This is a genomic window from Streptomyces sp. NPDC028722 (genome assembly GCF_040637655.1).
In the GTDB taxonomy this organism is placed as follows: Bacteria; Actinomycetota; Actinomycetes; order Streptomycetales; family Streptomycetaceae; genus Streptomyces.
Genome location: NZ_JBEZWU010000004.1, coordinates 284085 through 307268, shown reverse-complemented (window position 1 = coordinate 307268; position 23184 = coordinate 284085). Strand labels below are relative to the sequence as shown.

The window sequence follows — 23184 nt, the reverse complement described above, 5'->3', positions numbered from 1 at the left end:
CGGACCCGGGCGAGGGGTCAGGGCGTCGGGGTCTGTGCCCGCAGCAGGGCCGGCAGGCGGGTCGTGCGCGGTGTGGCGGGGATCTCCGCGACCGCCTTCGGCAGCGCCTGGTCCATGCCGTGCACCACGGACAGATGCCGGTCCGCCCGCCCGAACGCCGTGTACACCCACGGTCTGCTGAGAGCCTGCGCCGCGTCGCCGGGCAGCACCACGACCGCCGCCGGCCAGCGCGCGCCCACCGCCTGGTGCGCGGTCAGCGCCCAGCCGTGCCGCACACCGCTCTCCACCCGCTCCCGGGGTACGACGACAGGGGCGCCCGCGCACGACAGGTGCAGCCCGTCGGCGTCGGCCTTCACCACCACGCCCGGCACCGTGCGGCCCGGCGCGGGGGAGTAGGCGACCCGGTCACCGGGGTCGAAGCCGCCGAACCGGCCGGGGCCGGGATTGAGCCGTTCCTTCAGCGCGGAGTTGAGGGCACGGGTGCCCGCGGCGCCTCCGTGGCCCGGGGTGATCACCACGGTCTGGTCGGCCGGCACGCCGATCGCCCGCGGCACCGAGTCCGCGACCAGCTGCACGGTCCGGTGCACGGCCTCGCCGGCGTCCCGCACCGGCACGATCACGACCTCCTTGCCCGGGGCGGCGACCTGGGTCAGCTCGCCGACGCCGATGCCGGAGACCAGCTCCCCGAGCGGACCCGGGTCCGGCACGCGGGACACGGTCTGCGGGCAGACGCGGGCCGCGAGCAGGTCCGCGAAGACCCGGCCCGGACCGGCCGACCACAGCACCGCCGGGTCGCCGCTCAGCACCAGCCGGGCCCCGTCGGGCAGCGACTCCACCAGCATCGCGGCGGCCTCCACGTCGAGCTGGGGAGCGTCCAGCACGATCAGCAGGTCGAGTTCGAGGGCGCCCTCCGCGTCCCGGCCCGGCCCCTCGGCGCCGGACAGCAGACCGGCGACCGTGCCCACCCCCTGCTCCGCCGGGTCGCCGCCCAGCAGCGCGGCCAGGCGCCGGCGGCCGTCGGGCGTGTGGCAGACGGCGAAGGCCCGCAGGCCCGCGGCGCGGGCGGCACCGAGCAGCGCGGCCGGTTCGGCGCGGGCCGCCTCCCCGCCGGTGTGCAGCACCAGGCCGTGCCCGGCGACCGCGCGGGCCAGCTCGGCCGCACCGCCGGACACCCCGGAGGCGGCCGTCTCCCAGGCCTGACCGGGCTCCGGCGACAGGGAGTTGACCAGCCGGGCCAGGCCGTCGGCGAGGCTCTCCTCGGCCATGGCGTAGCGCTCCAGGCCGGCCAGGACCCGGACCGGCCGCTCCTGCTCCTCGTCGCCGTCCCGGGGTTCGGGGGCGCCGGTCTCCTCCAGGGCGTCCTGGAACACCAGGGCCTCGCCCTCGGCGAGCGCGCTCTGCACCGCCGCGTCCGCGTCCGGTACCGCCTGCCGGGCCAGTGCCGCGGTGAGTGCGGGCAGTTCCAGGGCGGTGTGCCCGGCCAGGGCCGCCTGTTCCAGCAGCCAGACGGTCAGCGCGCGGCCGCGCCGTTCGTCGTCGGGGCCGCAGTCGGCGCCGAGCAGTGCCCGCGCGAACCCGTCGGCCTGCTCCGGCCGGACGCCGCCGACCCGGAGCAGCTGCCAGGGGTCCTCCCGGAGCGTGGTGCCGGCGTCCTCGCCGAGGGCCGCGGCTACCTGCGCGGCCAGGCCGTCGGGCGCGCCGCCCTCGGTCAGCACCCGGCGCACGGCCTCCACGGCCTCCGGAGCGGGGGCGCCGGGCGCGGCCACGGCCGGGGCCGGCTGGGGCCTGCGCACGGGCTCCGGTGCGGGGCGGCGCGGTGCCGGCGCGGGCTCGGCGAACACCGCGGCCACCGGCTTCTCACCGCTCTCCACGGCCCGTACCGCCGCGAGCAGGTCGGCCGCCTTGCCGCTGAGCTTGGCCCCGGCGGCGACCGGGCCCCCCTTCTCGGCCTTGCGCCGCTCGATCCGCTCCCGCTCGATCCGCTGCGCGGCCAACTCGGCCTCCGCCTCGGAGACCCCGCCCGCGACGCCGCCCCCCTCGGCACCCACGCCGCCCGATGGACCGGCCTCCGCCGCGGCCTCGCCGCCGCCGTCGGCCGGCACAGATGCTTGGGCGCCGCCCTCGGCAGAGGCTTCCCGCCCGCCCGGGGAGCCGGGTGAGCCCGAGGCGTCGTCCCCCGTCGCGGCCCCCGTACGCTCCTCGGAACCAGCGGCGGAACCAGAAGCCCCCGTCCCCACCCCACCCCCGGAACCGGCGTCTTCCGCGCCCCCGGTGTCCTCCGCGCCGCCCCTGCTGCCCTGCGCCTCCGCGCCCCCGGCGTCCTGCGAGCCACCCGCGCCCGCCTGACCCTCCGGGCCCCCGGCACCCTCTACGCCGCCCGCGCCCGCCTGACCCTCCGTGCCCCCGGCGTCTTCGGTGTGCCCGGTGCCGTCCCGGTCCTCCGTGGTGGCCCGGTGCTCGGGGGCGCCCGTGCTCCCGGCCGGGGCGGCCCCCGTGTCCGGTGTCCCCGGCCCGGCGTTCTCCGTGGTCTCCGGCTCCGTGCTCACAGCGTGCTCCAGTCGTGATCGGGATAGCGGTGCACGGGCGCCGACACATCGTCCAGCGCCCGGCAGATCTCGTCAGGAAGACTAAGGGCCTCCACTGACAACACCGCCGCGAGCTGCTGCCCGTTGCGCGCGCCGACGATCGGCGCGGCCACCCCGGGCCGGTCCCGGATCCAGGCGAGGGCCACCTGGAGCGGGCTGACGGCGAGCCCGTCCGCGGCCGTCGTCACCGCGTCCACGATGCGGGTCGCCGTGTCGTCCAGGTACGGCTCGACGAACGGCGCCAGATGCTCGGAGGCACCGCGCGAGTCCTGGGGGGTGCTGTGCCGGTACTTGCCGGTCAGCACGCCCCGGCCGAGCGGGGAGGACGGCAGCAGACCGACACCGAGGTCGAGCGCGGCGGGCAGCACCTCGCGCTCCACGCCCCGCTGGAGCAGCGAGTACTCCATCTGCGTGCTGGCCAGCCGGGTGCGCGTGCCGGGCGCCGCGAGCTGCCAGGTGGCCGCCTTGGCCAGCTGCCAGCCGCAGAAGTTGGACACGCCCGCGTACCGGGCGCGGCCGCTGCTCACCGCGAGGTCGAGGGCCTGGAGGGTCTCCTCCAGCGGGGTGTCGGGGTCGTAGGCGTGGACGTGCCACACGTCGACGTACTCCGTGCCCAGGCGGGCCAGGGAGGCGTCGAGCGCGGCGAGCAGATGGCCGCGGGAGCCGTCGAAACGGCGGTCGGGATCGGGGACGCTGCCCGCCTTCGTGGAGATGACCAGGTCGCGGCGGGCCACCAGTCCCTCCATGAGCTGCCCGAGCAGGTACTCCGCCTCCCCGTCGCCGTAGACATCCGCCGTGTCGACGAGGGTGCCGCCGGCCTCCCAGAACGCCTTCAGCATGTCCGCGGCGTCGTGCTCGTCGGTGCCCCGGCCCCAGGTGAGGGTGCCGAGTCCGATCCGGGACACGCGAAGGCCGGTCCGGCCGAGATGCCTCTGCTCCATGTCCGCGAGATTACTGGCCGCACCCGCTGCCGTGGGTTGCCTGTGGACAACGTGCCCGGCCCCGCGCGAACGCCCTGGTCGCGCCCGGCGCGCGGGCTCCGGTGGCCCCCGCCGCGCGACGCTTCCGCCGTTCCGCCGCCGGCGCCCCGCCCGCACCGCGCACCGCGCGATCCACCCCGCCTGTCCCCGGCCACGCCCTGCCCCCGGCGCCCGGCCCCGCGCTAAGGTCTGCGCACAGGGACGTTACTCATCGGTAAGGGGAATCGCGCATGCAGCTCGGGATCAACCTCGGCTACTGGGGTGCCGGAATGGACGGCGACAATCTGGCCGTGGCGCAGGAGGCCGACCGGCTGGGCTACTCCGTGTGCTGGGCCGCCGAGGCGTACGGCTCCGACGCGGCGACGGTGCTCAGCTGGGTCGCCGCGCAGACCGAGCGCATCGACGTCGGCTCGGCCATCTTCCAGATCCCGGCCCGCCAGCCCGCGATGACGGCGATGACGGCGGCCACGCTGGACTCGCTGTCCGGCGGCCGTTTCCGGCTCGGCCTCGGGGTCTCCGGCCCCCAGGTCTCCGAGGGCTGGTACGGCGTCAAGTTCGACAAGCCGCTGGCCCGTACCCGCGAGTACGTGGAGATCGTCCGCCGGGCGATGACCCGGGAGCGGCTGACGTACGAGGGCGAGCACTGGACGCTGCCGCTGCCCGGCGGTCCGGGCAAGCCGATCAAGCTGACCGTGCACCCGCAGCGCGAGCACATCCCGCTGTACATCGCCGCGATCGGCCCGAAGAACCTGGAGCAGACCGGTGAGATCGCCGACGGCGCGCTGCTGATCTTCCCCAACGCCGAGCACCTGGAGGAGACCACGGTCACCCACCTGCGCGCGGGCCGGGAGAAGGCCGGCCTCACTCTCGACGGGTTCGACGTGTGCCCGACCCTGCCGATCGCCCTCGGCGACGACAAGGACGTGTCCCGGCTCGCCGACACCTTCCGCCCGTACACCGCGCTGTACGTCGGCGGCATGGGCAGCGCGAAGCAGAACTTCTACAACCAGCTCGCCCAGCGCATGGGGTACGAGAAGGAGGCGGCCGAGATCCAGCGGAAGTACCTGTCCGGGGACAAGCAGGGCGCCGCCGCCGCGGTCCCGCAGGACCTCGTCGACAGCACCACGCTGCTCGGTTCCGTCGACCGCATCGCCGACCGGATGAAGGCCTACGCCGCCGCCGGGGTCACCACCCTCAGCCTGGCCCCGGCCGGCTTCACGCTGGACGAGCGGCTCGCGTCCCTGCGGGCCGGCAGCGAGGCCCTGGAGCGGGCCGGGCTCGCGTAGGAGGAGTTCAGCGGCCGTGGTGGGGGCTCGGGGGTCTTCCCCGCCACGGCCGTCATCCGGAACAACGCGTCCGGCGCCGCGTGGTTACGACTCCCGTGGTCCTTCTTCCGGCCGATCCGGTCCGCACACCCGTCCGGCATCGCTCCCGCCCGGCCTCACAGCCAGCCGCGCCGCTTGAACAGGCGGTACAGCACCATCTCCAGGACCGCCATCACCACGATCACCACGGGGTACGACCACACCCAGTGCAGCTCCGGCATGTGGTCGAAGTTCATGCCGTAGATGCCCGCGATCATCGTCGGGACCGCGGCCATCGCCGCCCACGCGGAGATCTTCCGCATGTCGTCGTTCTGCCGCACGCTCATCTGCGCCAGATGAGCCGACAGGATGTCCGACACCAGCCGGTCCAGGGCCTCCACCGACTCGTTCACGCGCGAGAGGTGGTCGCTCACGTCCCGGAAGAAGGGCCGCGCCTTGTCGTGCACGAACGGCACCCCGCCGCCGGTCGGGCCGTTGCCGGCCAGGCGGGAGAGCGGCAGCGTCAGCGGCCCGGTGGCCCGCCGGAACTCCAGGACCTGCCGTTTGAAGGTGTAGATCCGGGACGCGGTGTTGCGCGACCCCCCGATGTCCGGCCGGAACACCTCCGCCTCCAGCTCGTCCAGGTCGGTCTGCAGCTCCGTCGCCACTTCCAGATAGTGGTCGACGGTGGCGTCCGCGATCGCGTACAGCACGGAGGTGGGGCCCTTGTCGAGCAGCTCGGGCTCCTCCTCCAGCCGGTGCCGCACGGCGGCCAGCGGGGCGCCCTCGCCGTGCCGTACGGTCACCACGAAGCAGTCACCGATGAAGATCATCACCTCGCCGGCCGAGACGGTGTCGCTGCTGGGCTCGTACACGACCGGTTTCAGCACCAGGAACAGCGAGTCGTCGTACACCTCCAGCTTGGGCCGCTGGTGGGCCTTGAGGGCGTCCTCCACGGCCAGCGGATGCAGTCCGAACTCCCTGGTGACCAGGTCGAACTCCCGCGCGGACGGTTCGTGCAGCCCGATCCACACGAAGCCGCCCGCCGCCCTCGCCTCGGCGAGCGCGTCGGACAGGTCCTCCGGGCCCTCGGTACGGTGCCCCTGCCGGTAGACGGCGCAGTCCACGATCACGCGGCGTATTCTCCCTCGGCCGATCATCGGCACATCACGTGATGCGCCTACCCTGGTCCGCATGCCCACGCTGATCCTCGTAAGGCACGGACGTTCCACCGCAAACACCTCGGGCCTCCTCGCCGGCTGGACGCCCGGCGTCGCCCTGGACGAGCGCGGCACCGCGCAGGCCGCCGCGCTGCCCGGCCGGCTCGCCGGCCTGCCGCTGCGCGAAGTGGTCGTCAGCCCGCTCCAGCGCTGCCAGGAGACCGTGCGGCCGCTGCTGGAGGCCCGCCCGGGGCTGCGCGCCCATACCGACGAACGGATCGGTGAGTGCCACTACGGGGACTGGACCGGCCGCAAGCTCGCCGAGCTGACGGACGAGCCGCTGATGGAGGTCGTCCAGGCCCACCCGTCCGCCGCCGCCTTCCCCGGCGGTGAGTCGATGCGGTCCATGCAGACCCGCGCCGCCGAGGCCGTACGCGAGTGGAACGCGCGCGTGGAGCGCGATCACGGCGCCGACGCCGTCTACCTCATGTGCTCCCACGGCGACATCATCAAGTCGCTCGTCGCCGACGCCCTCGGGCTCCATCTCGACCTCTTCCAGCGCATTTCCGTGGAGCCGTGTTCCGTCACGGTGATCCGCTACACCCGCCTGCGGCCGTTCCTCGTCCGCCTCGGCGACACCGGGGATTTCGCTTCGCTCCTCCCGCGCGAGGAACACGGCGAGGGCGACGCACCGGTCGGGGGCGGTGCGGGCGCACCGTGATCGTCGGCCGCAGTAGGGTGAAGCGGTCCGCACGGCCGCGCATCCGCGAACAGCCGTGAATCAGAATGACCCGCACCGCACCTCTCGAATCAATGGAGACAGGACGTGTCCCGTCAGGTGTTCCTCTACGACCAGCCGGACCGCTTCGTGGCCGGCACGGTCGGACTGCCCGGGCGCCGTACGTTCTTCCTCCAGGCCACCGCAGGCCCCCGGGTGACCAGCGTGGTCCTGGAGAAGACCCAGGTCGCCGCGCTCGCCGAGCGCATGGACGAACTGCTCGACGAGGTCGTACGGCGTAGTGGCGGCAGCGCCGCCGTGCCCGCCGTGGCGCCCTCGGAGAACAGCGACACCGCCCCGCTGGAGAGCCCCGTCGAGGAGGAGTTCCGCGTCGGCACCATGGCGCTGGCCTGGGACGGCGAGGACCAGCGCATGATCGTCGAGGCGCAGGCGCTGGTCGAGCTGGACGCCGACACCGAGGAGGACCTCGCCGAGGCCGAGGAGCGGCTGCTCCAGGACGAGGAGAACGGGCCCCCGATGCTGCGGGTCCGGCTGACCGGGGCGCAGGCCCGGGCCTTCGCCAAGCGCGCCCTCGACATCGTCAACGCCGGACGGCCGCCGTGCCCGCTGTGCAGCCTCCCGCTCGATCCGGAAGGACACGTATGTCCGCGCCAGAACGGATACCGCCGCGGAGCGTGACGGCGGACCCGAACCCCGCCGAGCTGCTCGCGCGCGGTGAGCTGACCGTGCGCGGGCGCATCCGCGAGGCGTCCAACGCGGCGCTGTTCTGCACGGTCGCCCTGGACGGCCGGGAGGCCTCCTGCGTGTACAAGCCGGTGGCGGGGGAGCGGCCCCTGTGGGACTTCCCCGACGGCCACCTCGCGGGCCGTGAGGTGGCCGCCTACGAGATCTCCGAGGCCACCGGCTGGGGGCTCGTGCCGCCGACCGTGCTGCGCGACGGGCCGTACGGCGAGGGCATGTGCCAGCTGTGGATCGACGTGAGCCCCGAGGCGGAGCTGCTCGCCCTGGTCGACGGCGAGGAACCCGAGCCGGGCTGGAAGGCGATCGGGTTCGCCGAGGTCGGTGAGGGACGCACCGCGCTGCTGGTGCACGCCGACGACGAGCGGCTGCGCCGGCTCGCCGTCCTCGACGCGGTGATCAACAACGCCGACCGCAAGGGCGGCCATCTGCTGCCCACCGCCGACGGACGGCTCTACGGCATCGACCACGGCGTCACCTTCAACGTCGAGAACAAGCTGCGCACGCTGCTGTGGGGCTGGGCCGGGGAACCCCTGACCGCGGAGGCCGTCGACGTCCTCAAGAGGCTGCGGGACGCCCTGGACGGGCCGCTGGGCGAGCGGCTGAGCGGGCTGGTCACGGAGGCCGAGACCGACGCCACGCGCGCGCGTGTCGACGCGCTGCTCGCCTCGGGTCTGCACCCGGAGCCGAACGGGGAGTGGCCGGCGATCCCCTGGCCGCCGGTGTGAGCGCCGCGCCCGTCAGCATATTCGGTGCCGAGATGCAAGGGCGCAGAACCGGCCGTCCGGCCAGATCCCGTTCGTACGCGCAGCTCGACGCCGGTTAGGCTCATGTCCATGCATGCCTGGCCCGCTTCCGAGGTCCCCGCCCTGCCTGGTCAGGGCCGCGACCTGAGGATCCACGACACCGCGACCGGCGGTCCGGTCACCCTCGACCCCGGTCCTGTCGCCCGAATCTATGTCTGCGGCATCACCCCGTACGACGCGACCCACATGGGTCACGCGGCGACCTACAACGCGTTCGACCTCGTCCAGCGCGTGTGGCTCGACACCAAGCGGCAGGTCCACTACGTCCAGAACGTCACCGACGTCGACGATCCGCTGCTGGAGCGCGCGGAGCGGGACGGCGTCGACTGGGTCGCCCTCGCCGAGAAGGAGACCGCCCTCTTCCGCGAGGACATGACCGCCCTGCGGATGCTCCCGCCGCGGCACTACATAGGCGCCGTCGAGGCGATACCCGGCATCGTGCCGCTGGTGGAGCGGCTGCGCGACCTCGGCGCGGCCTACGAGCTCGACGGTGACGTCTACTTCTCCGTCGAGTCCGACCCGCACTTCGGCACGGTCTCGAACCTGGACGCCGCCGCCATGCGGCTGCTGTCCGCCGAGCGCGGCGGCGACCCGGACCGTCCGGGCAAGAAGAACCCGCTGGACCCGATGCTGTGGTCGGCGGCCCGGCCCGGCGAGCCCAGCTGGGACGGCCGCACCCTCGGGCGGGGCCGGCCAGGCTGGCACATCGAGTGCGTGGCCATCGCCCTCGACCACCTCGGCATGGGCTTCGACGTCCAGGGCGGCGGCTCCGACCTGGCCTTCCCGCACCACGAGATGGGCGCCTCGCACGCCCAGGTGCTCACCGGCGAGTTCCCGATGGCCCGGGCGTACGTGCACGCCGGCATGGTCGCCCTGGACGGCGAGAAGATGTCCAAGTCCAAGGGGAACCTGGTCTTCGTCTCCCGGCTGCGCCGCGACGGCGTCGACCCGGCGGCGATCCGGCTCGCGCTGCTGGCCCACCACTACCGTGCCGACTGGGAGTGGACCGACCAGGTCCTCCAGGACGCCGTGGCCCGTCTCGGCCGGTGGCGCGCGGCCGTGTCCCGGCCCGACGGCCCGTCCGCCGACGCGCTCGTGGAGGAGATCCGCGAGGCACTGGCCGACGACCTGGACGCACCGGCCGCGCTCGCCGCGGTGGACCGCTGGGCGGCCCGGCAGGAGCGGGACGGCGGCACCGACACCGGCGCCCCCGGCCTGACCTCCCGAGCCGTCGACGCCCTGCTGGGCGTGGCGCTCTAGAAAGGCCCCCTACGGCCGCTCACACCCACGCGAGCGACCGCAGGTACCAGCGCGACCGTCCGTGCCGGGCCGGCGCGACCGTCCGCGCCGGGTCCGTGCGACCGGCCGTGACCGGTCCGCGCGGGTCCGTGCGACCGGCCGTGCCGGCTCGGCGGGACTGGTCGTAACTGGTCGTAACCCGGTCCGCGTGCGCCACGTGACCGGCCGTGCCGGCTCTGGAGGAGCGGTTGCGCCGGTCGGCGGAGCGGCCGGGACGGGGTCCGTGCGGCCGGCCGTGACGCGCTCGCGCGGCTGAGGCGGCTGAGGCGCGGCACCGGTCCGCGCGACCGGCCCCGGAGGGCAGGCGGTCGCGGTACGGCGCAGAGGGGCGGTGCGCGCGACGCGCACCGCCCCTCTCCGTGTGTCCGCTCAGTCCTCGGCGCCGTCGCCCTTGTCCTGGTCGTCGCCCTCGGCCGCGTCCGGCCTGGACGGCTTCGCCGGGCGGGTCCGGCCGCCCGGGTTGTCCCGCAGGAACGAGCCGCCCTCCCCGCCCTCCGCGGTGGCGTGCCCGCCCGGCGGGCCGACGTCCCGGCGCCGCAGGTACCGCTCGAACTCGCGGGCGATGGCCTCGCCCGACGCCTCCGGCAGCTCCGCGGTGTCCCGGGCCTCCTCCAGCGACTGGACGTACTCGGCGACCTCGCTGTCCTCGGCGGCCAGCTGGTCCACGCCCACCTGCCAGGCCCGCGCGTCCTCGGGCAGCTCACCCAGCGGGAGCCGTACGTCGAGCAGGTCCTCCAGACGGTTGAGGAGTGCCAGCGTGGCCTTGGGGTTCGGCGGCTGGGAGACGTAGTGCGGTACGGCCGCCCACAGCGAGACGGCCGGGACACCGGCGTGCGTGCACGCCTCCTGGAGGACGCCGACGATGCCCGTCGGGCCCTCGTACTTGGTCTCCTCCAGGTCCATCCGCTGGGCCAGGTCCGGGTCGGAAGTGACCCCGCTGACCGGCACCGGCCGCGTGTGCGGGGTGTCCCCGAGCAGGGCGCCCAGGATGACCACCAGTTCCACGCCCAGCTCGTGCGCGAACCCCAGCAGTTCGTTGCAGAAAGAGCGCCAGCGCATCGACGGTTCGATCCCGCGCACCAGCACCAGGTCCCGCGGCTTGTCGCCGCCGACGCGGACCACCGACAGCCTGGTCGTCGGCCACGTGATCTTTCGCACACCGCCGTCCATGAACACCGTGGGGCGGTTGACCTGGAAGTCGTAGTAGTCCTCGGCGTCCAGCGCCGCGAACACTTCGCCCTTCCACTCGCGTTCGAGATGCGCGACCGCCGTGGAGGCGGCGTCGCCGGCATCGTTCCAGCCCTCGAACGCGGCCACCATGACTGGGTCGATCAGCTCGGGAACCCCCTCCAGCTCGATCACCCAGTGCCTCCTTCCGACGTGCCCTCGCTTGACTCACCAACCTTACGGCGTCCGGCGGGGGCGCCCGCAGCCCCCTCGCACGGGGGAGTGAACGGATCACTGCCCCGTTCCCCGACCGGGAACACCCCGGTCAGCACGCGGAAGGGCGGTCCCACCGACGTGGGGCCGCCCTTGCGCGTGCGGGTCTACTTCCGGTCGAGCAGGTCCTGGACCTTCGCGCGGACGTCGTCCGTGGCCAGGCCGCGGATGGTCAGCGTGGTCCGGCGGCGCAGCACGTCGTCCTGCGTCTCGGCCCACTCGTGGTCGCGGGCCCAGACGACCTGCGCCCAGATCTCCGGGGCGTCGGGGTGGACGCGCTCGGCCAGCTCCGGGCTCTCGTTCGCCAGGCGGGCGATGTCGAAGGCCAGGGAGCCGTAGTGGGTGGCCAGGTGCCGGGCGGTGTCGGCGGCCATGCGGGGGCCGGGTGCCGGGTTGTCCACCAGCAGGCGGTGGGCGACCGCGCGCGGGTTGGCGACACCGGGCAGCGGCAGCTTCTTCGGCAGCGAGGAGATCGGCTCGAAGTCGTCACCGAGGGGGTGCCCCGGCAGCGCCTCCAGCTTCTTCATGATCGTGCGGCCGATGTGGCGGAACGTCGTCCACTTGCCGCCCGCGACGGACAGCATGCCGCCCCGGCCCTCGGTCACCACGGTCTCGCGCTTGGCCTTGGCGGTGTCGCCGGGGCCGCCCGGCAGCACCCGCAGACCGGCGAACGAGTAGGTGATGAGGTCACGCCGGAGCTGCTGGTCCCGGACGGAGAAGGCGGCCTCGTCCAGGATCTGGGCTATGTCCTTCTCGGTGACGGACACGTCCGCCGGGTCGCCCTCGTACTCCTCGTCGGTGGTGCCGAGCAGCAGCATGTCCTCCCAGGGGAGGGCGAAGGTGATGCGGTACTTGTCGATCGGGGTCGCGAGCGCGGCCTTCCACGGGGAGGTGCGCTTCAGCACCAGGTGCGCGCCCTTCGACAGGCGGATGGACGGGGCCGCGTTCGGGTCCTCCAGCTTGCGCAGGTGGTCGACCCAGGGGCCGGTCGCGTTCAGCACCAGGCGGGCGTTGACCCCGAACTCGTCACCGGAGGTCCGGTCCTTGAGCTCGGCGCCGGTGACCCGGCCCCGGGTGAAGCGCAGCCCGGTGACCTCGGCGTGGTTCAGGACGACCGCGCCGGCCTCGACGGCCGCGCGGACCGTCATCAGCGCCATGCGGGCGTCGTTCATCTGGTCGTCGCCGTACACGGCCACGGCCTTGAGGTTCTCGGTGCGCAGCTCGGGCACGTCCTGCGCCGCCCTGGCGGGCGAGAGCAGGTGGCCGACGCCGTCGCCGAACGCGGAGAGCGCGGAGTAGGCGAAGACGCCCGCGCCGAGCTTCGCCGCGCCGTGCGGCCCGCCCTTGTACACGGGGAGGTAGAAGGTGAGCGGGTTCGCCAGGTGGGGGGCCACCTGGCGGGAGACCGCACGGCGCTCGAAGTGGTTCTCCGCCACCAGCTTCACCGCGCCGGTCTGGAGGTAGCGCAGACCGCCGTGGAGCAGCTTGGAGGAGGCGGAGGAGGTGGCGCCGGCGAAATCGCCGGCGTCGACCAGCGCCACCCTGAGTCCGGACTGCGCGGCGTGCCAGGCGGTGGAGATGCCCAGGATGCCGCCGCCGATCACAAGAAGGTCGTACGACGCCTTGGCGAGCTGCTCCCTGGTCTCGGCGCGGCTCGGGTTGGAGCCGGAGGCCGGGTGCGTCCCCAGGGCAGGCACGGACTTCAGGGTGGACTGACTGGTCATGTCGGGTACTTACTCCTCGTCAGAGCTGACTGAGCCGGGGGGAACCGCTCAGTCCTCGTCTTCGAGCCAGCCCATGGTCCGCTCTACGGCCTTGAGCCAGTTCTTGTACTCACGGTCGCGGGTCTCCGCGTCCATGCGGGGGGTCCATTCGGCGGCCCGGCGCCAGTTGGCGCGCAGTTCGTCGGTGCTGGACCAGAAGCCGACGGCGAGGCCGGCGGCGTAGGCGGCGCCGAGGCAGGTGGTCTCGGCGACCATCGGGCGCACCACGGGGGCGTCCAGGACGTCGGCGAGGTTCTGCATCAGCAGGTTGTTGGCGGTCATGCCGCCGTCGACCTTCAGGGTCACCAGCTCGTCGCCGGAGTCCTTGACCATGGCGTCGGCGATCTCCCGCGTCTGCCAGGCGGTCGCCTCGAGGACGGCGCGCGCGAGGTGCGCCTTGGTCACGTACCGGGTCAGGCCGGCGATCACACCGCGGGCGTCGGAGCGCCAGTGCGGGGCGAACAGGCCGGAGAAGGCCGGCACGAAGTAGGCGCCGCCGTTGTCCTCGACCGAGAGCGCGAGCGTCTCGATCTCGGCGGCGGTGGAGATCAGGCCCATCTGGTCGCGCATCCACTGCACCAGCGAGCCGGTGACGGCGATGGAGCCCTCCAGGGCGTACACCGTCGGCTGCTCGCCGATCTTGTAGCCGACGGTGGTCAGCAGACCGGCGTAGGAGTTGATGATCTTGGAGCCGGTGTTCATCACCATGAAGGTGCCGGTGCCGTAGGTCGACTTGGTCTCGCCCTCGGAGAAACAGGTCTGGCCGAACAGGGCCGCCTGCTGGTCACCGAGCGCGGAGGCGACCGGGATGCCGCCGAGCAGCTCGCCGAGGCGGCCTCCGGTGACCTCGCCGTAGACCTCGGCGGAGGAGCGGATCTCGGGCAGGATCTGGAGGGGCACGCCGATCGACTCGGCGATCTTCTCGTCCCACTGCATCGTGTGCAGGTTCATCAGCATGGTGCGCGAGGCGTTGGTGACGTCGGTGACGTGCCGGCCGCCGTCGACACCGCCGGTCAGGTTCCAGATGACCCAGCTGTCCATGGTGCCGAAGAGGATGTCGCCCGCCTCGGCGCGCTCCTTCAGGCCGTCGACGTGGTCGAGCAGCCAGCGGGCCTTGGGCCCGGCGAAGTAGGACGCGAGCGGCAGCCCGGTCTCGCGGCGGAAGCGGTCCTGGCCGACGTTGCGGCCCAGCTCGCGGCAGAGGGCGTCGGTGCGGGTGTCCTGCCAGACGATGGCGTTGTGGACGGGCTCACCGGTGTTCTTGTCCCACAGCACGGTGGTCTCGCGCTGGTTGGTGATGCCGATGGCCTTGATGTCGTCGCGGGTGATGCCGGCCTTCTCGACGGCTCCGGCGACGACCTCCTGGACGTTGGTCCAGATCTCGTTGGCGTCGTGCTCGACCCAGCCCGGCTTGGGGAAGATCTGCTCGTGCTCCTTCTGGTCGACGGAGACGATGCGGCCGTCCCGGTCGAAGACGATGCAGCGCGAGGAGGTCGTGCCCTGGTCGATGGCGGCGATGAACGGGCCTGCGGTGTGGGCGTCGGTCACTGTGTGCTCCTGAAAGGTCCGTGGTGGTGGGGCTGTACGTACGGCGCGTACGCGAAGTCTCGGGGGCTTCCTAGGCGAACGCGACGTTGTAGATGCCTGCGGCGATCGCGGCGCCGATCAGCGGGCCGACCACCGGGATCCAGGCGTAGCTCCAGTCGGAACCGCCCTTGTTGGGCAGCGGCAGGAGGGCGTGCACGATGCGCGGGCCCAGGTCACGGGCCGGGTTGATGGCGTAGCCCGTCGGGCCGCCCAGGGAGAGACCGATCGACACGACCACGAGCGCGGTGATCAGTCCGCCGAGGACGCCGAGACCGTTGCCCTTGTCGTTCAGGCCCTGGGTGAGGACCGCGAGGATCAGCACGATGGTGCCGATGATCTCCGTGGCGAGGTTCTGCACCACGTTGCGGATCTCCGGACCGGTGGAGAAGACGCCGAGGACCGGGCCGGCGCCCTTCTCCTGGGCTTCCACGGCCTTGGCCGAGGTGGCCTGCGCGCCCGGACCGCCGACGATCTCCTTGTCGGTCAGGTGCGCCTGGAACTGTCCGTAGTAGGCGACCCACACCAGGGCCGCGCCGATCACGGCACCGAGCAGCTGGCCGCCGAAGTAGGTCGGGACGTTGCTCCAGTCGCTGTCCTTGATGGCCAGGGCGACGGTGACGGCCGGGTTGAGGTGGGCGCCGGACAGCGGTCCGGAGATGTACACGGCCGTCATGACGGCGAAGCCCCACCCGAAGGCGATGGCGAGCCAACCGGCGTTACGGGCCTTGGAGGCCTTCAGCGTGACGGCGGCGCAGACGCCGCCGCCGAGCAGGATGAGTATGGCGGTACCGATGGTCTCGCCGATGAAGATGTCGGAGCTGGACACCCGCGACTCCTTTGTCCTTCGTCCAGGGGTAGCCGGACCCCGGTTCCCGCCGGGGGTCTGGCGCCCTCAGGGGGTGAGAGCTGGCCGGCCTCTGGCGTTGTCACACTCTAGCGCGTATTGCCGGTAGGTGTTCGACAATGCCGACCGATGGACGGGAGTCTTGCTTCGGCGTTACGCGTGCGTCAAGAGTTCTGTTATCGAAAACAGGATCGTTATTGATCGCTACGGCTTATCGGCCTTCGGGCGCAGGACGGGTGTGGGCATACATTCTGATCCCGTTTGTCCATTTCAGGGTAGGTCGGTAGCCGGAACGTCGCCTGACGTTCCGGTCGTTCCGTGCCTCAGTGCCTGCTCAGAACCGTCCGGCGCCCAGATCGCGGGAGACCGCGCGGGCACAGTCCCGCACCGCGGCGATCAGCTCGGGGTGCAGCTCGCCCTCCCGGCACAGCCGTTCCACGGCCCCGGTGACGCCGACCGCGCCCACGGGCATGCGGCGCCGGTCGTGGATGGGGGCGGCGAGCGAGGCCACGCCCTCCCAGGTCTCCTCCACGTCGGCCGCGTACCCACGCGCGCGCGTGACGTCCAGGAGGTGCTCGAAATCGCCCGCGTCGCACACCGTGCGGTCCGTGAACGCCTTCCGGTCGGCCTCCAGCGCCTCACTGTGCGCCACCGGGTCGTACGCCGACAGGACCTTGCCCAGTGCCGTGGAGTGCAGCGGCTGCATGGCGCCGATCTCCAGCACCTGCCGGCTGTCGTCGGGCCGGAAGACGTGGTGCACGATCAGGACGCCCTGCTGGTGCAGGACGCCCAGATAGACGCTCTCGCCGCTGGAACGGGCCAGGTCGTCGGCCCACACCAGGGCCCGGGCCCGCAGTTCGTGCACGTCCAGGTAGGTGGTGCCGAGGCGCAGCAGCTCCGCGCCCAGCTGGTAGCGCCCCGAGGCGTCGTCCTGCTCCACGAAGCCCTCGTGCTGGAGGGTGCGCAGGATGCCGTGTGCGGTGCCCTTGGCGAGGCCCAGCGACGAGGCGATGTCCGAGAGGCCGAGCCGCCGCTCGCCGCCCGCGAGCAGCCGCAGCATCGCGGCCGCCCGTTCGAGCGACTGGATGTTCCGTGCCATCGCCGTCCTGCCTCCGTCCCCTTCGACTGCCGTAGGCACCATGCCCAATCCGCCGTTCGGCAATGCCGAACACTACCGGTCCTTGCCGATCTCCCGCCAATGGTCGGACGACACCTGTTACACAGCCTCCGGCCCGGGCCGGAGGCGTCCGTTCCGTGGACGCAGGTGCCCATCCAAGCCCACTCCCGGCTACTGTGGCGCCGTGCGGCAACCCTGCCTGCCGGGGAAACCGCATAGCCGACAGCCGTCGCAGCCCAGGGAGCCCCTTCATGGCCTCGTTGCCCACGTCCCCTTCCGCCGACAGCCGGACCCGGGTGTCCGAGCTCCGCGAGGCACTCGCCACCCGTGTGGTGGTGGCCGACGGAGCCATGGGCACCATGCTCCAGGCCCAGGACCCCACCCTCGAGGACTTCGAGAACCTCGAGGGCTGCAACGAGATCCTCAACATCACCCGCCCCGACATCGTCCGCTCCGTCCACGAGGCGTACTTCTCCGTGGGCGTCGACTGCGTCGAGACCAACACCTTCGGCGCCAACCACGCGGCCATGGCGGAGTACGACATCCCCGACCGCGTGTACGAGCTGTCCGAGGCCGGCGCCCGCATCGCCCGTGAGGTCGCCGACGGGTACGCCGCCGGGGACGGCCGCCGGCGCTGGGTCCTCGGCTCCATCGGCCCCGGCACCAAGCTGCCCACCCTCGGCCACATCGCCTTCACCACCATCCGGGACGGCTTCCAGGCGAACGCCGAGGGCCTGCTCGCGGGCGGCGCCGACGCCCTGATCGTCGAGACCACCCAGGACCTCCTCCAGACCAAGGCCTCCGTCCTCGGCGCGCGCAACGCCATGGAGCGGCTCGGCGTCGAGGTCCCGCTGCTCGTCTCGATGGCCTTCGAGACCACCGGCACCATGCTGCTGGGCTCCGAGATCGGCGCGGCGCTCACCGCGCTGGAGCCGCTCGGCATCGACATGATCGGCCTGAACTGCTCGACCGGTCCGGCCGAGATGAGCGAGCACCTGCGCTACCTCACCCGGCACTCCCGCATCCCGCTGCTGTGCATGCCCAACGCGGGCCTGCCCATCCTCACCAAGGACGGCGCCCACTTCCCGCTCGGCCCCGAGGGCCTGGCGGACGCCCAGGAGAACTTCGTACAGGACTACGGCCTGTCCCTCGTCGGCGGCTGCTGCGGCACCACCCCCGAGCACCTGCGCCAGGTCGTGGAGCGCGTCCGCGCCCTCGCCCCGGCCGAGCGCGACCCCCGCCCCGAGCCGGGCGCCGCCTCCCTCTACCAGTCGGTGCCGTTCCGCCAGGACACCGCCTACCTGGCCATCGGCGAGCGCACCAACGCCAACGGCTCCAGGAAGTTCCGCGACGCCATGCTGGAGGCCCGCTGGGACGACTGTGTGGAGATCGCCCGCGAGCAGATCCGCGAGGGCGCGCACATGCTCGACCTGTGCGTGGACTACGTCGGCCGTGACGGCGTCGCCGACATGGAGGAACTGGCCGGCCGCTTCGCCACCGCCTCCACCCTGCCGATCGTCCTGGACTCCACCGAGGTCGAGGTCATCAGGGCGGGCCTGGAGAAGCTCGGCGGGCGCGCGGTGATCAACTCCGTGAACTACGAGGACGGCGACGGCCCCGACTCGCGGTTCGTGAAGGTCACGCGGCTGGCGCGGGAGCACGGCGCCGCCCTGATCGCGCTCACCATCGACGAGGAGGGCCAGGCCCGCACCCCCGAGAAGAAGGTCGAGATCGCCGAACGGCTGATCGCGGACCTCACCGGGAACTGGGGCATCCACGAGGAGGACATCCTCATCGACACCCTGACCTTCACCATCTGCACCGGTCAGGAGGAGTCCCGCAAGGACGGCGTCGCCACCATCGAGGCGATCCGCGAACTGAAGAGGCGCCACCCGGCCGTGCAGACCACGCTGGGTCTGTCGAACATCTCCTTCGGCCTCAACCCGGCCGCCCGCATCCTGCTGAACTCCGTCTTCCTGGACGAGTGCGTCAAGGCCGGACTCGACTCGGCGATCGTGCACGCGAGCAAGATCCTGCCGATCGCCCGCTTCAGCGAGGAAGAGGTCCGCACGGCCCTCGACCTCATCCACGACCGCCGCGCCGAGGGCTACGACCCCCTCCAGAAGCTCATGCAGCTCTTCGAGGGCGCCACCGCGAAGTCCCTGAAGGCCGGCCGCGCCGAGGAACTGGCCGCGCTGCCGCTGGAGGAGCGCCTGGAGCGCCGCATCATCGACGGCGAGCGCAACGGCCTGGAGGCGGACCTCGACGAGGCCCTCCGGGACCGGCCCGCGCTCGACATCGTCAACGACACCCTGCTGAACGGCATGAAGGTCGTCGGCGAGCTGTTCGGTTCCGGCCAGATGCAGCTGCCGTTCGTCCTCCAGTCCGCCGAGGTCATGAAGGCGGCCGTCGCCCACCTCGAACCGCACATGGAGAAGTCGGACGCCGACGGCAAGGGCACCATCGTCCTCGCGACCGTGCGCGGCGACGTGCACGACATCGGCAAGAACCTGGTCGACATCATCCTCTCCAACAACGGCTACAACGTCGTCAACCTGGGCATCAAGCAGCCCGTCTCCGCGATTCTGGAGGCGGCCGAGGAGCACCGGGCGGACGTCATCGGCATGTCGGGGCTGCTGGTCAAGTCCACGGTGATCATGAAGGAGAACCTGGAGGAGCTGAACCAGCGCGGTCTCGCCGCCCGCTTCCCGGTCATCCTCGGCGGCGCCGCCCTGACCAGGGCCTACGTCGAGCAGGACCTGCACGAGGTCTACGAGGGCGAGGTCCGCTACGCCCGTGACGCGTTCGAGGGCCTGCGCCTGATGGACGCGCTGATCGGCGTCAAGCGGGGCGTGCCCGGCGCGAAGCTGCCCGAGCTGAAGCAGCGCCGGGTGCGGGCCGCGGCCGTCGTCGAGGAGACCGAGGAGCGCCCGGAGGAGGGCCACGTACGCTCCGACGTCGCCACCGACAACCCCGTGCCGGTCCCGCCGTTCTGGGACACCCGGGTTGTCAAGGGCATCCAGCTCAAGGAGTACGCGAGCTGGCTGGACGAGGGCGCCCTGTTCAAGGGCCAGTGGGGGCTGAAGCAGGCCCGCACCGGTGAGGGGCCGACGTACGAGGAACTGGTGGAGACCGAGGGCCGCCCGCGTCTGCGCGGCCTGCTCGACCGGCTCCAGACGGACAACCTGCTGGAGGCGGCCGTGGTCTACGGCTACTTCCCGTGCGTCTCCAAGGACGACGACCTGATCATCCTGGACGAGCAGGGCAACGAGCGCACCCGGTTCACCTTCCCGCGCCAGCGCCGCGGCCGGCGCCTGTGCCTGGCCGACTTCTTCCGCCCGGAGGAGTCGGGGGAGACGGACGTGGTCGGCCTCCAGGTCGTCACCGTCGGCTCGCGCATCGGCGAGGAGACGGCCCGGCTCTTCGAGGCCAACGCCTACCGTGACTACCTAGAACTGCACGGCCTGTCCGTGCAGTTGGCCGAGGCCCTCGCCGAGTACTGGCACGCCCGCGTCCGTTCCGAACTCGGCTTCGCCGGCGAGGACCCGGCCGCCATCGAGGACATGTTCGCCCTCGGGTACCGCGGCGCCCGATTCTCCCTCGGCTACGGCGCCTGCCCCAACCTGGAGGACCGGGCCAAGATCGCCGACCTCCTCCAGCCGGAGCGGATCGGCGTGCACCTGTCGGAGGAGTTCCAGCTCCACCCCGAGCAGTCCACCGACGCGATCGTGATCCACCACCCGGAGGCGAAGTACTTCAACGCCAGGTGACCCCCGCTGCGGGCACCCCGGGCGCCCCTGGGCCGTTCAGGGGGTGTCCGGCGGGGTGCCCCGGGGCCGCGAGTGGTGAACGAGGCGTTCCGCTCCACGGAGTCGTACACTGGTCGGTCCACCGCAGGCCGGTTCCCCGCACGGGAACCGGCCTGACCGTCCCTCAAGGAGGTGCGCCCGGATGACCAGCACGGTCCCCGCGCCCGGAACCCTTCCCCCCGCTCCCGCCGGCACCGCAGCGGGCACGACCGCGCCGCCCGAGGGCTCCGCCCTCCAGGCGGTGCTTCTCGACATGGACGGCACCCTGGTGGACACCGAGGGCTTCTGGTGGGACGTCGAGGTGGAGGTCTTCGCCCGCCTCGGCCACACCCTGGACGACTCCTGGCGGCACGTCGTGGTCGGCGGCCCCATGACCCGCAGCGCCGGTTTCCTCATCGAGGCGACCGGCGCCGACATCACCCTCGCCGACCTCGCGGTGCTGCTCAACGACGGGTTCGAGGAGCGCATCGACCGGGCCCTGCCGCTGATGCCGGGCGCCGCCCGTCTGCTCGGCGAGCTGCACCGGCACGGCGTGCCCACGGCCCTGGTCTCGGCCTCCCACCGGCGCATCATCGACCGGGTGCTGTCCGTGCTGGGCCCGCACCACTTCGCCCTCTCCGTCGCGGGCGACGAGGTCTCCCGCACCAAGCCCTTCCCGGACCCGTACCTGCTCGCCGCCGCGGGGCTCGGCGCGCACCCGGCCGGATGCGCCGTGGTCGAGGACACCGCGACCGGGGTCGCCGCCGCGGAGGCCGCGGGCTGCCGGGTGATCGCCGTGCCCTCCGTGGCGCCCATCGGCCCGGCCGCGGGGCGGACCGTGGTCTCCTCTCTGGAAGAGGTCGACCTGCCATTTCTGCACGGACTGATGACGGAAATGCGCTAGCCGTTCACCCAGCGTGCGGCGTCCATTGGGCGTGCTGGACATATATCCGGGGAAGTGCACCCCAGGGGAATTCCCGGTGAGCCGTCCGGCCGAATCGTGCTGACCGGTCACACAGTTGCGGGTGTGACGTTTCCCACGCCCATGGGGGTCGACAGTGTCGGCCGGCTGTGCTGAACGGCCCGGATCGGGTGGTGTGGACGGGTCTTTGTGTCCCGATTGATGGGATGCTGCACTAATCCTGCCGCTGTCGGGTTTTCGGTGTGTCCGCGACCGGTTCCACTGCGTGATGAGGGGTCAACTCACGGGGCCGTGAAGCGTGCTGCGAGCGCGGACTAATCTCGTCGCGAGAACATCACCGCGAACCCCCGTGATCCGTCGCACCACCCATGCATGCCGGATACACGGACCCGAACAGCTCTGGAGAAACTCCCGCATGAACCGCAAGACTTTGGTGCTGCCGGCGGTGGCCGGCCTGCTCACCCCGGTTCTCGCCGCGTGCGGCGGATCCGACAGCGGGAGCAAGAGCGGTGACGCCATCGTCGTCGGTACCACGGACCAGTTCACGGCCACCAAGGCGGCTCCGGCGCCGCTCGACCCGGCCTACGCCTACGACGTCGGCACCTGGAACATCCTGCGCCAGACCGTGCAGACCCTGATGGCCCAGCCCAAGGGCGAGGGCGACCCCGTGCCCGAGGCCGCCGAGAGCTGCTCCTTCACCGACAGCGGCAGCGAGCGCTACGTCTGCAAGCTGCGCAAGGACCTGAGGTTCGCGAACGGCGACAAGGTGACCGCCGCCGACGTCAAGTACTCCATCGAGCGTGCGCTGCGCATCAAGGCCGACAGCGGTGTCTCCGCCCTGCTGAACACCCTCGACACCATCGAGACGCAGGGCGACCGCGAGGTCGTCTTCCATCTGAAGACGGCCGACGCCACCTTCCCGTACAAGCTGTCCACTCCGGTCGCGGGCATCATCAACCCGAAGGACTACGACAAGGACAAGCTGCGCGACGGCTTCGACGTCGACGGCTCCGGCCCGTACACCCTCCAGGCCGACGTCAAGAACAACGCGATCACCAGCATCACCTTCACCAAGAACCCTTCCTACAAGGGCAACGTGACGGTGCACAACGACGCGGTCGAGCTGCGCTCCTTCAGCGACGCCGACGCCATGGGAACCGCGCTCGGCAAGGGTGACATCGACGTCATGACGCGCACCATGTCGCCCGCGCAGATCCAGAAGCTGGACGCCGGCAGCGACGACAAGGCCGACCTCGTCGGCATGCCCGGCCTGGAGATCCGCTACCTGGCCTTCAACACCAACGCCACCAGCGTGAAGTCCAAGGCCGTACGCCAGGCGATGGCACAGGTCATCGACCGCGGCGAGCTGGTCTCCAAGGTCTACGGCACCCAGGCCGAGCCGCTGTACTCGCTGGTCCCCGCCACCGTGACCGGCCACTCCAACTCGTTCTTCAACAAGTACGGCAACCCCAGCGTCGACAAGGCCAAGAACCTGCTCGCCAAGGCCGGCATCACCACGCCGGTGAAGCTGACCCTGCACTACACGACCGACCACTACGGCTCGGCCACCAAGCAGGAGTTCCAGATCCTCCAGCAGCAGCTCAACGACAGCGGTCTGTTCGACGCCTCCGTCCAGGGCCACCTCTGGAAGACCTTCCGGCCCGCCGAGCAGAAGGGCGCGTACGACGTCTACGGCATGGGCTGGTTCCCCGACTTCCCCGACGCCGACAACTTCCTCGCCCCCTTCCTCGACAAGGACAACTTCCTCGGTTCGCCGTACGCCAACAGCACCATCCAGCGCTCGCTGATCCCGCAGTCGCGCCGTGAGGCCGACCGGCTCGGCGCCGCCAAGAGCCTGACCGAGATCCAGGACATCGTCGCCGACGACGTGCCGGTCCTGCCGCTGTGGCAGGGCAAGCAGTACATCGCCGCCCGGGACAACGTCACCGGGGTCTCCTACGCCCTCAACTCGTCGTCTACGCTCCAGTTGTGGGAGCTCGGCCGTGGTGTGAGCGGCTGACGGCTCTCCGCACCCGGGGGCCAGGGACGGCTGCCCCGGGTCCCGGGGCCAGGACGGCGGCCCCGGGGTGACGAACCGACGACAAGGCACCT

Annotated in this window: 16 protein-coding genes; 8 read left to right on the top strand and 8 right to left on the bottom strand. The window is 72.1% G+C overall.

The features are described 5' to 3' along the window. Nucleotides 1-17: 17 nt before the first annotated feature. Together AB0F03_RS09000 and AB0F03_RS08995 are read right to left on the bottom strand one after the other, a co-directional pair. A complete protein-coding gene (locus AB0F03_RS09000; protein ID WP_361987989.1) occupies nucleotides 18-2546 on the bottom strand; it encodes a helix-hairpin-helix domain-containing protein in 2529 nt (842 codons plus the stop codon). Beyond that, a complete protein-coding gene (locus AB0F03_RS08995; protein ID WP_361987987.1) occupies nucleotides 2543-3526 on the bottom strand; it encodes an aldo/keto reductase in 984 nt (327 codons plus the stop codon). The genes AB0F03_RS09000 and AB0F03_RS08995 overlap by 4 nt, the downstream gene beginning before the upstream one ends. Nucleotides 3527-3795: 269 nt before the next feature. On the opposite strand from AB0F03_RS08995, the gene AB0F03_RS08990 reads away from it, so the two are divergent. Further along, on the top strand, nucleotides 3796-4851 hold the full coding sequence (locus tag AB0F03_RS08990) for an LLM class F420-dependent oxidoreductase (RefSeq protein WP_361987985.1): 1056 nt from the start codon (nucleotides 3796-3798) through the stop codon (nucleotides 4849-4851). A gap of 155 nt (nucleotides 4852-5006) precedes the next feature. Here AB0F03_RS08990 and corA read toward each other — a convergent pair whose 3' ends face one another. Beyond that, nucleotides 5007-6002, bottom strand: coding sequence for a magnesium/cobalt transporter CorA (gene corA / locus AB0F03_RS08985; RefSeq protein ID WP_361987983.1), 996 nt, complete (start codon nucleotides 6000-6002; stop codon nucleotides 5007-5009). 61 nt (nucleotides 6003-6063) lie between these two features. Between corA and AB0F03_RS08980 the strand changes: the two genes are divergently transcribed. The 4 genes from AB0F03_RS08980 (at nucleotide 6064) to mshC (ending at nucleotide 9572) form a co-directional block, all read left to right on the top strand. After that, the gene (locus AB0F03_RS08980) at nucleotides 6064-6750 is read left to right on the top strand and encodes a histidine phosphatase family protein (protein WP_361987981.1); all 687 of its coding nucleotides are present in this window, start codon (nucleotides 6064-6066) and stop codon (nucleotides 6748-6750) included. A gap of 105 nt (nucleotides 6751-6855) precedes the next feature. Then, nucleotides 6856-7446 carry a DUF3090 domain-containing protein gene (locus tag AB0F03_RS08975; RefSeq protein WP_361987979.1) on the top strand — a complete coding sequence of 197 codons (591 nt, stop codon included), beginning with the start codon at nucleotides 6856-6858 and terminating at the stop codon, nucleotides 7444-7446. Then, nucleotides 7410-8234, top strand: a complete 825-nt coding sequence (locus AB0F03_RS08970) for an SCO1664 family protein (RefSeq protein WP_361987977.1) — start codon at nucleotides 7410-7412, stop codon at nucleotides 8232-8234. The genes AB0F03_RS08975 and AB0F03_RS08970 overlap by 37 nt, the downstream gene beginning before the upstream one ends. 108 nt (nucleotides 8235-8342) lie before the next feature. Next, a complete protein-coding gene (mshC, locus tag AB0F03_RS08965) occupies nucleotides 8343-9572 on the top strand; it encodes a cysteine--1-D-myo-inosityl 2-amino-2-deoxy-alpha-D-glucopyranoside ligase (protein ID WP_361987975.1) in 1230 nt (409 codons plus the stop codon). A 408-nt stretch (nucleotides 9573-9980) separates the two neighbouring features. Here the strand turns inward: mshC and AB0F03_RS08960 are convergent, their stop codons facing one another. From AB0F03_RS08960 to AB0F03_RS08940, 5 genes are all read right to left on the bottom strand, one after another. Then, complete coding sequence (locus tag AB0F03_RS08960; protein ID WP_361987973.1) at nucleotides 9981-10973, bottom strand: PAC2 family protein; 993 nt, start codon at nucleotides 10971-10973, stop codon at nucleotides 9981-9983. 185 nt (nucleotides 10974-11158) lie between these two features. Further along, nucleotides 11159-12775 carry a glycerol-3-phosphate dehydrogenase/oxidase gene (locus AB0F03_RS08955; RefSeq protein ID WP_361987971.1) on the bottom strand — a complete coding sequence of 539 codons (1617 nt, stop codon included), beginning with the start codon at nucleotides 12773-12775 and terminating at the stop codon, nucleotides 11159-11161. 48 nt (nucleotides 12776-12823) lie between these two features. Then, on the bottom strand, nucleotides 12824-14362 hold the full coding sequence (gene glpK / locus AB0F03_RS08950) for a glycerol kinase GlpK (RefSeq protein WP_361987969.1): 1539 nt from the start codon (nucleotides 14360-14362) through the stop codon (nucleotides 12824-12826). A gap of 70 nt (nucleotides 14363-14432) precedes the next feature. Next, nucleotides 14433-15227 carry an MIP/aquaporin family protein gene (locus AB0F03_RS08945; RefSeq protein ID WP_361987967.1) on the bottom strand — a complete coding sequence of 265 codons (795 nt, stop codon included), beginning with the start codon at nucleotides 15225-15227 and terminating at the stop codon, nucleotides 14433-14435. A 352-nt stretch (nucleotides 15228-15579) separates the two neighbouring features. After that, nucleotides 15580-16344: an IclR family transcriptional regulator gene (locus tag AB0F03_RS08940; RefSeq protein WP_361987966.1), complete on the bottom strand. Its 765-nt coding sequence runs from the start codon at nucleotides 16342-16344 to the stop codon at nucleotides 15580-15582. A gap of 269 nt (nucleotides 16345-16613) precedes the next feature. Between AB0F03_RS08940 and metH the strand changes: the two genes are divergently transcribed. The 3 genes from metH (at nucleotide 16614) to AB0F03_RS08925 (ending at nucleotide 23092) form a co-directional block, all read left to right on the top strand. Beyond that, nucleotides 16614-20132, top strand: a complete 3519-nt coding sequence (gene metH, locus AB0F03_RS08935) for a methionine synthase (protein WP_361987964.1) — start codon at nucleotides 16614-16616, stop codon at nucleotides 20130-20132. A gap of 181 nt (nucleotides 20133-20313) precedes the next feature. Then, the gene (locus tag AB0F03_RS08930) at nucleotides 20314-21054 is read left to right on the top strand and encodes an HAD family phosphatase (protein ID WP_361987962.1); all 741 of its coding nucleotides are present in this window, start codon (nucleotides 20314-20316) and stop codon (nucleotides 21052-21054) included. A gap of 433 nt (nucleotides 21055-21487) precedes the next feature. Further along, nucleotides 21488-23092, top strand: coding sequence for an ABC transporter substrate-binding protein (locus tag AB0F03_RS08925; RefSeq protein WP_361987960.1), 1605 nt, complete (start codon nucleotides 21488-21490; stop codon nucleotides 23090-23092). Nucleotides 23093-23184 lie beyond the last annotated feature (92 nt).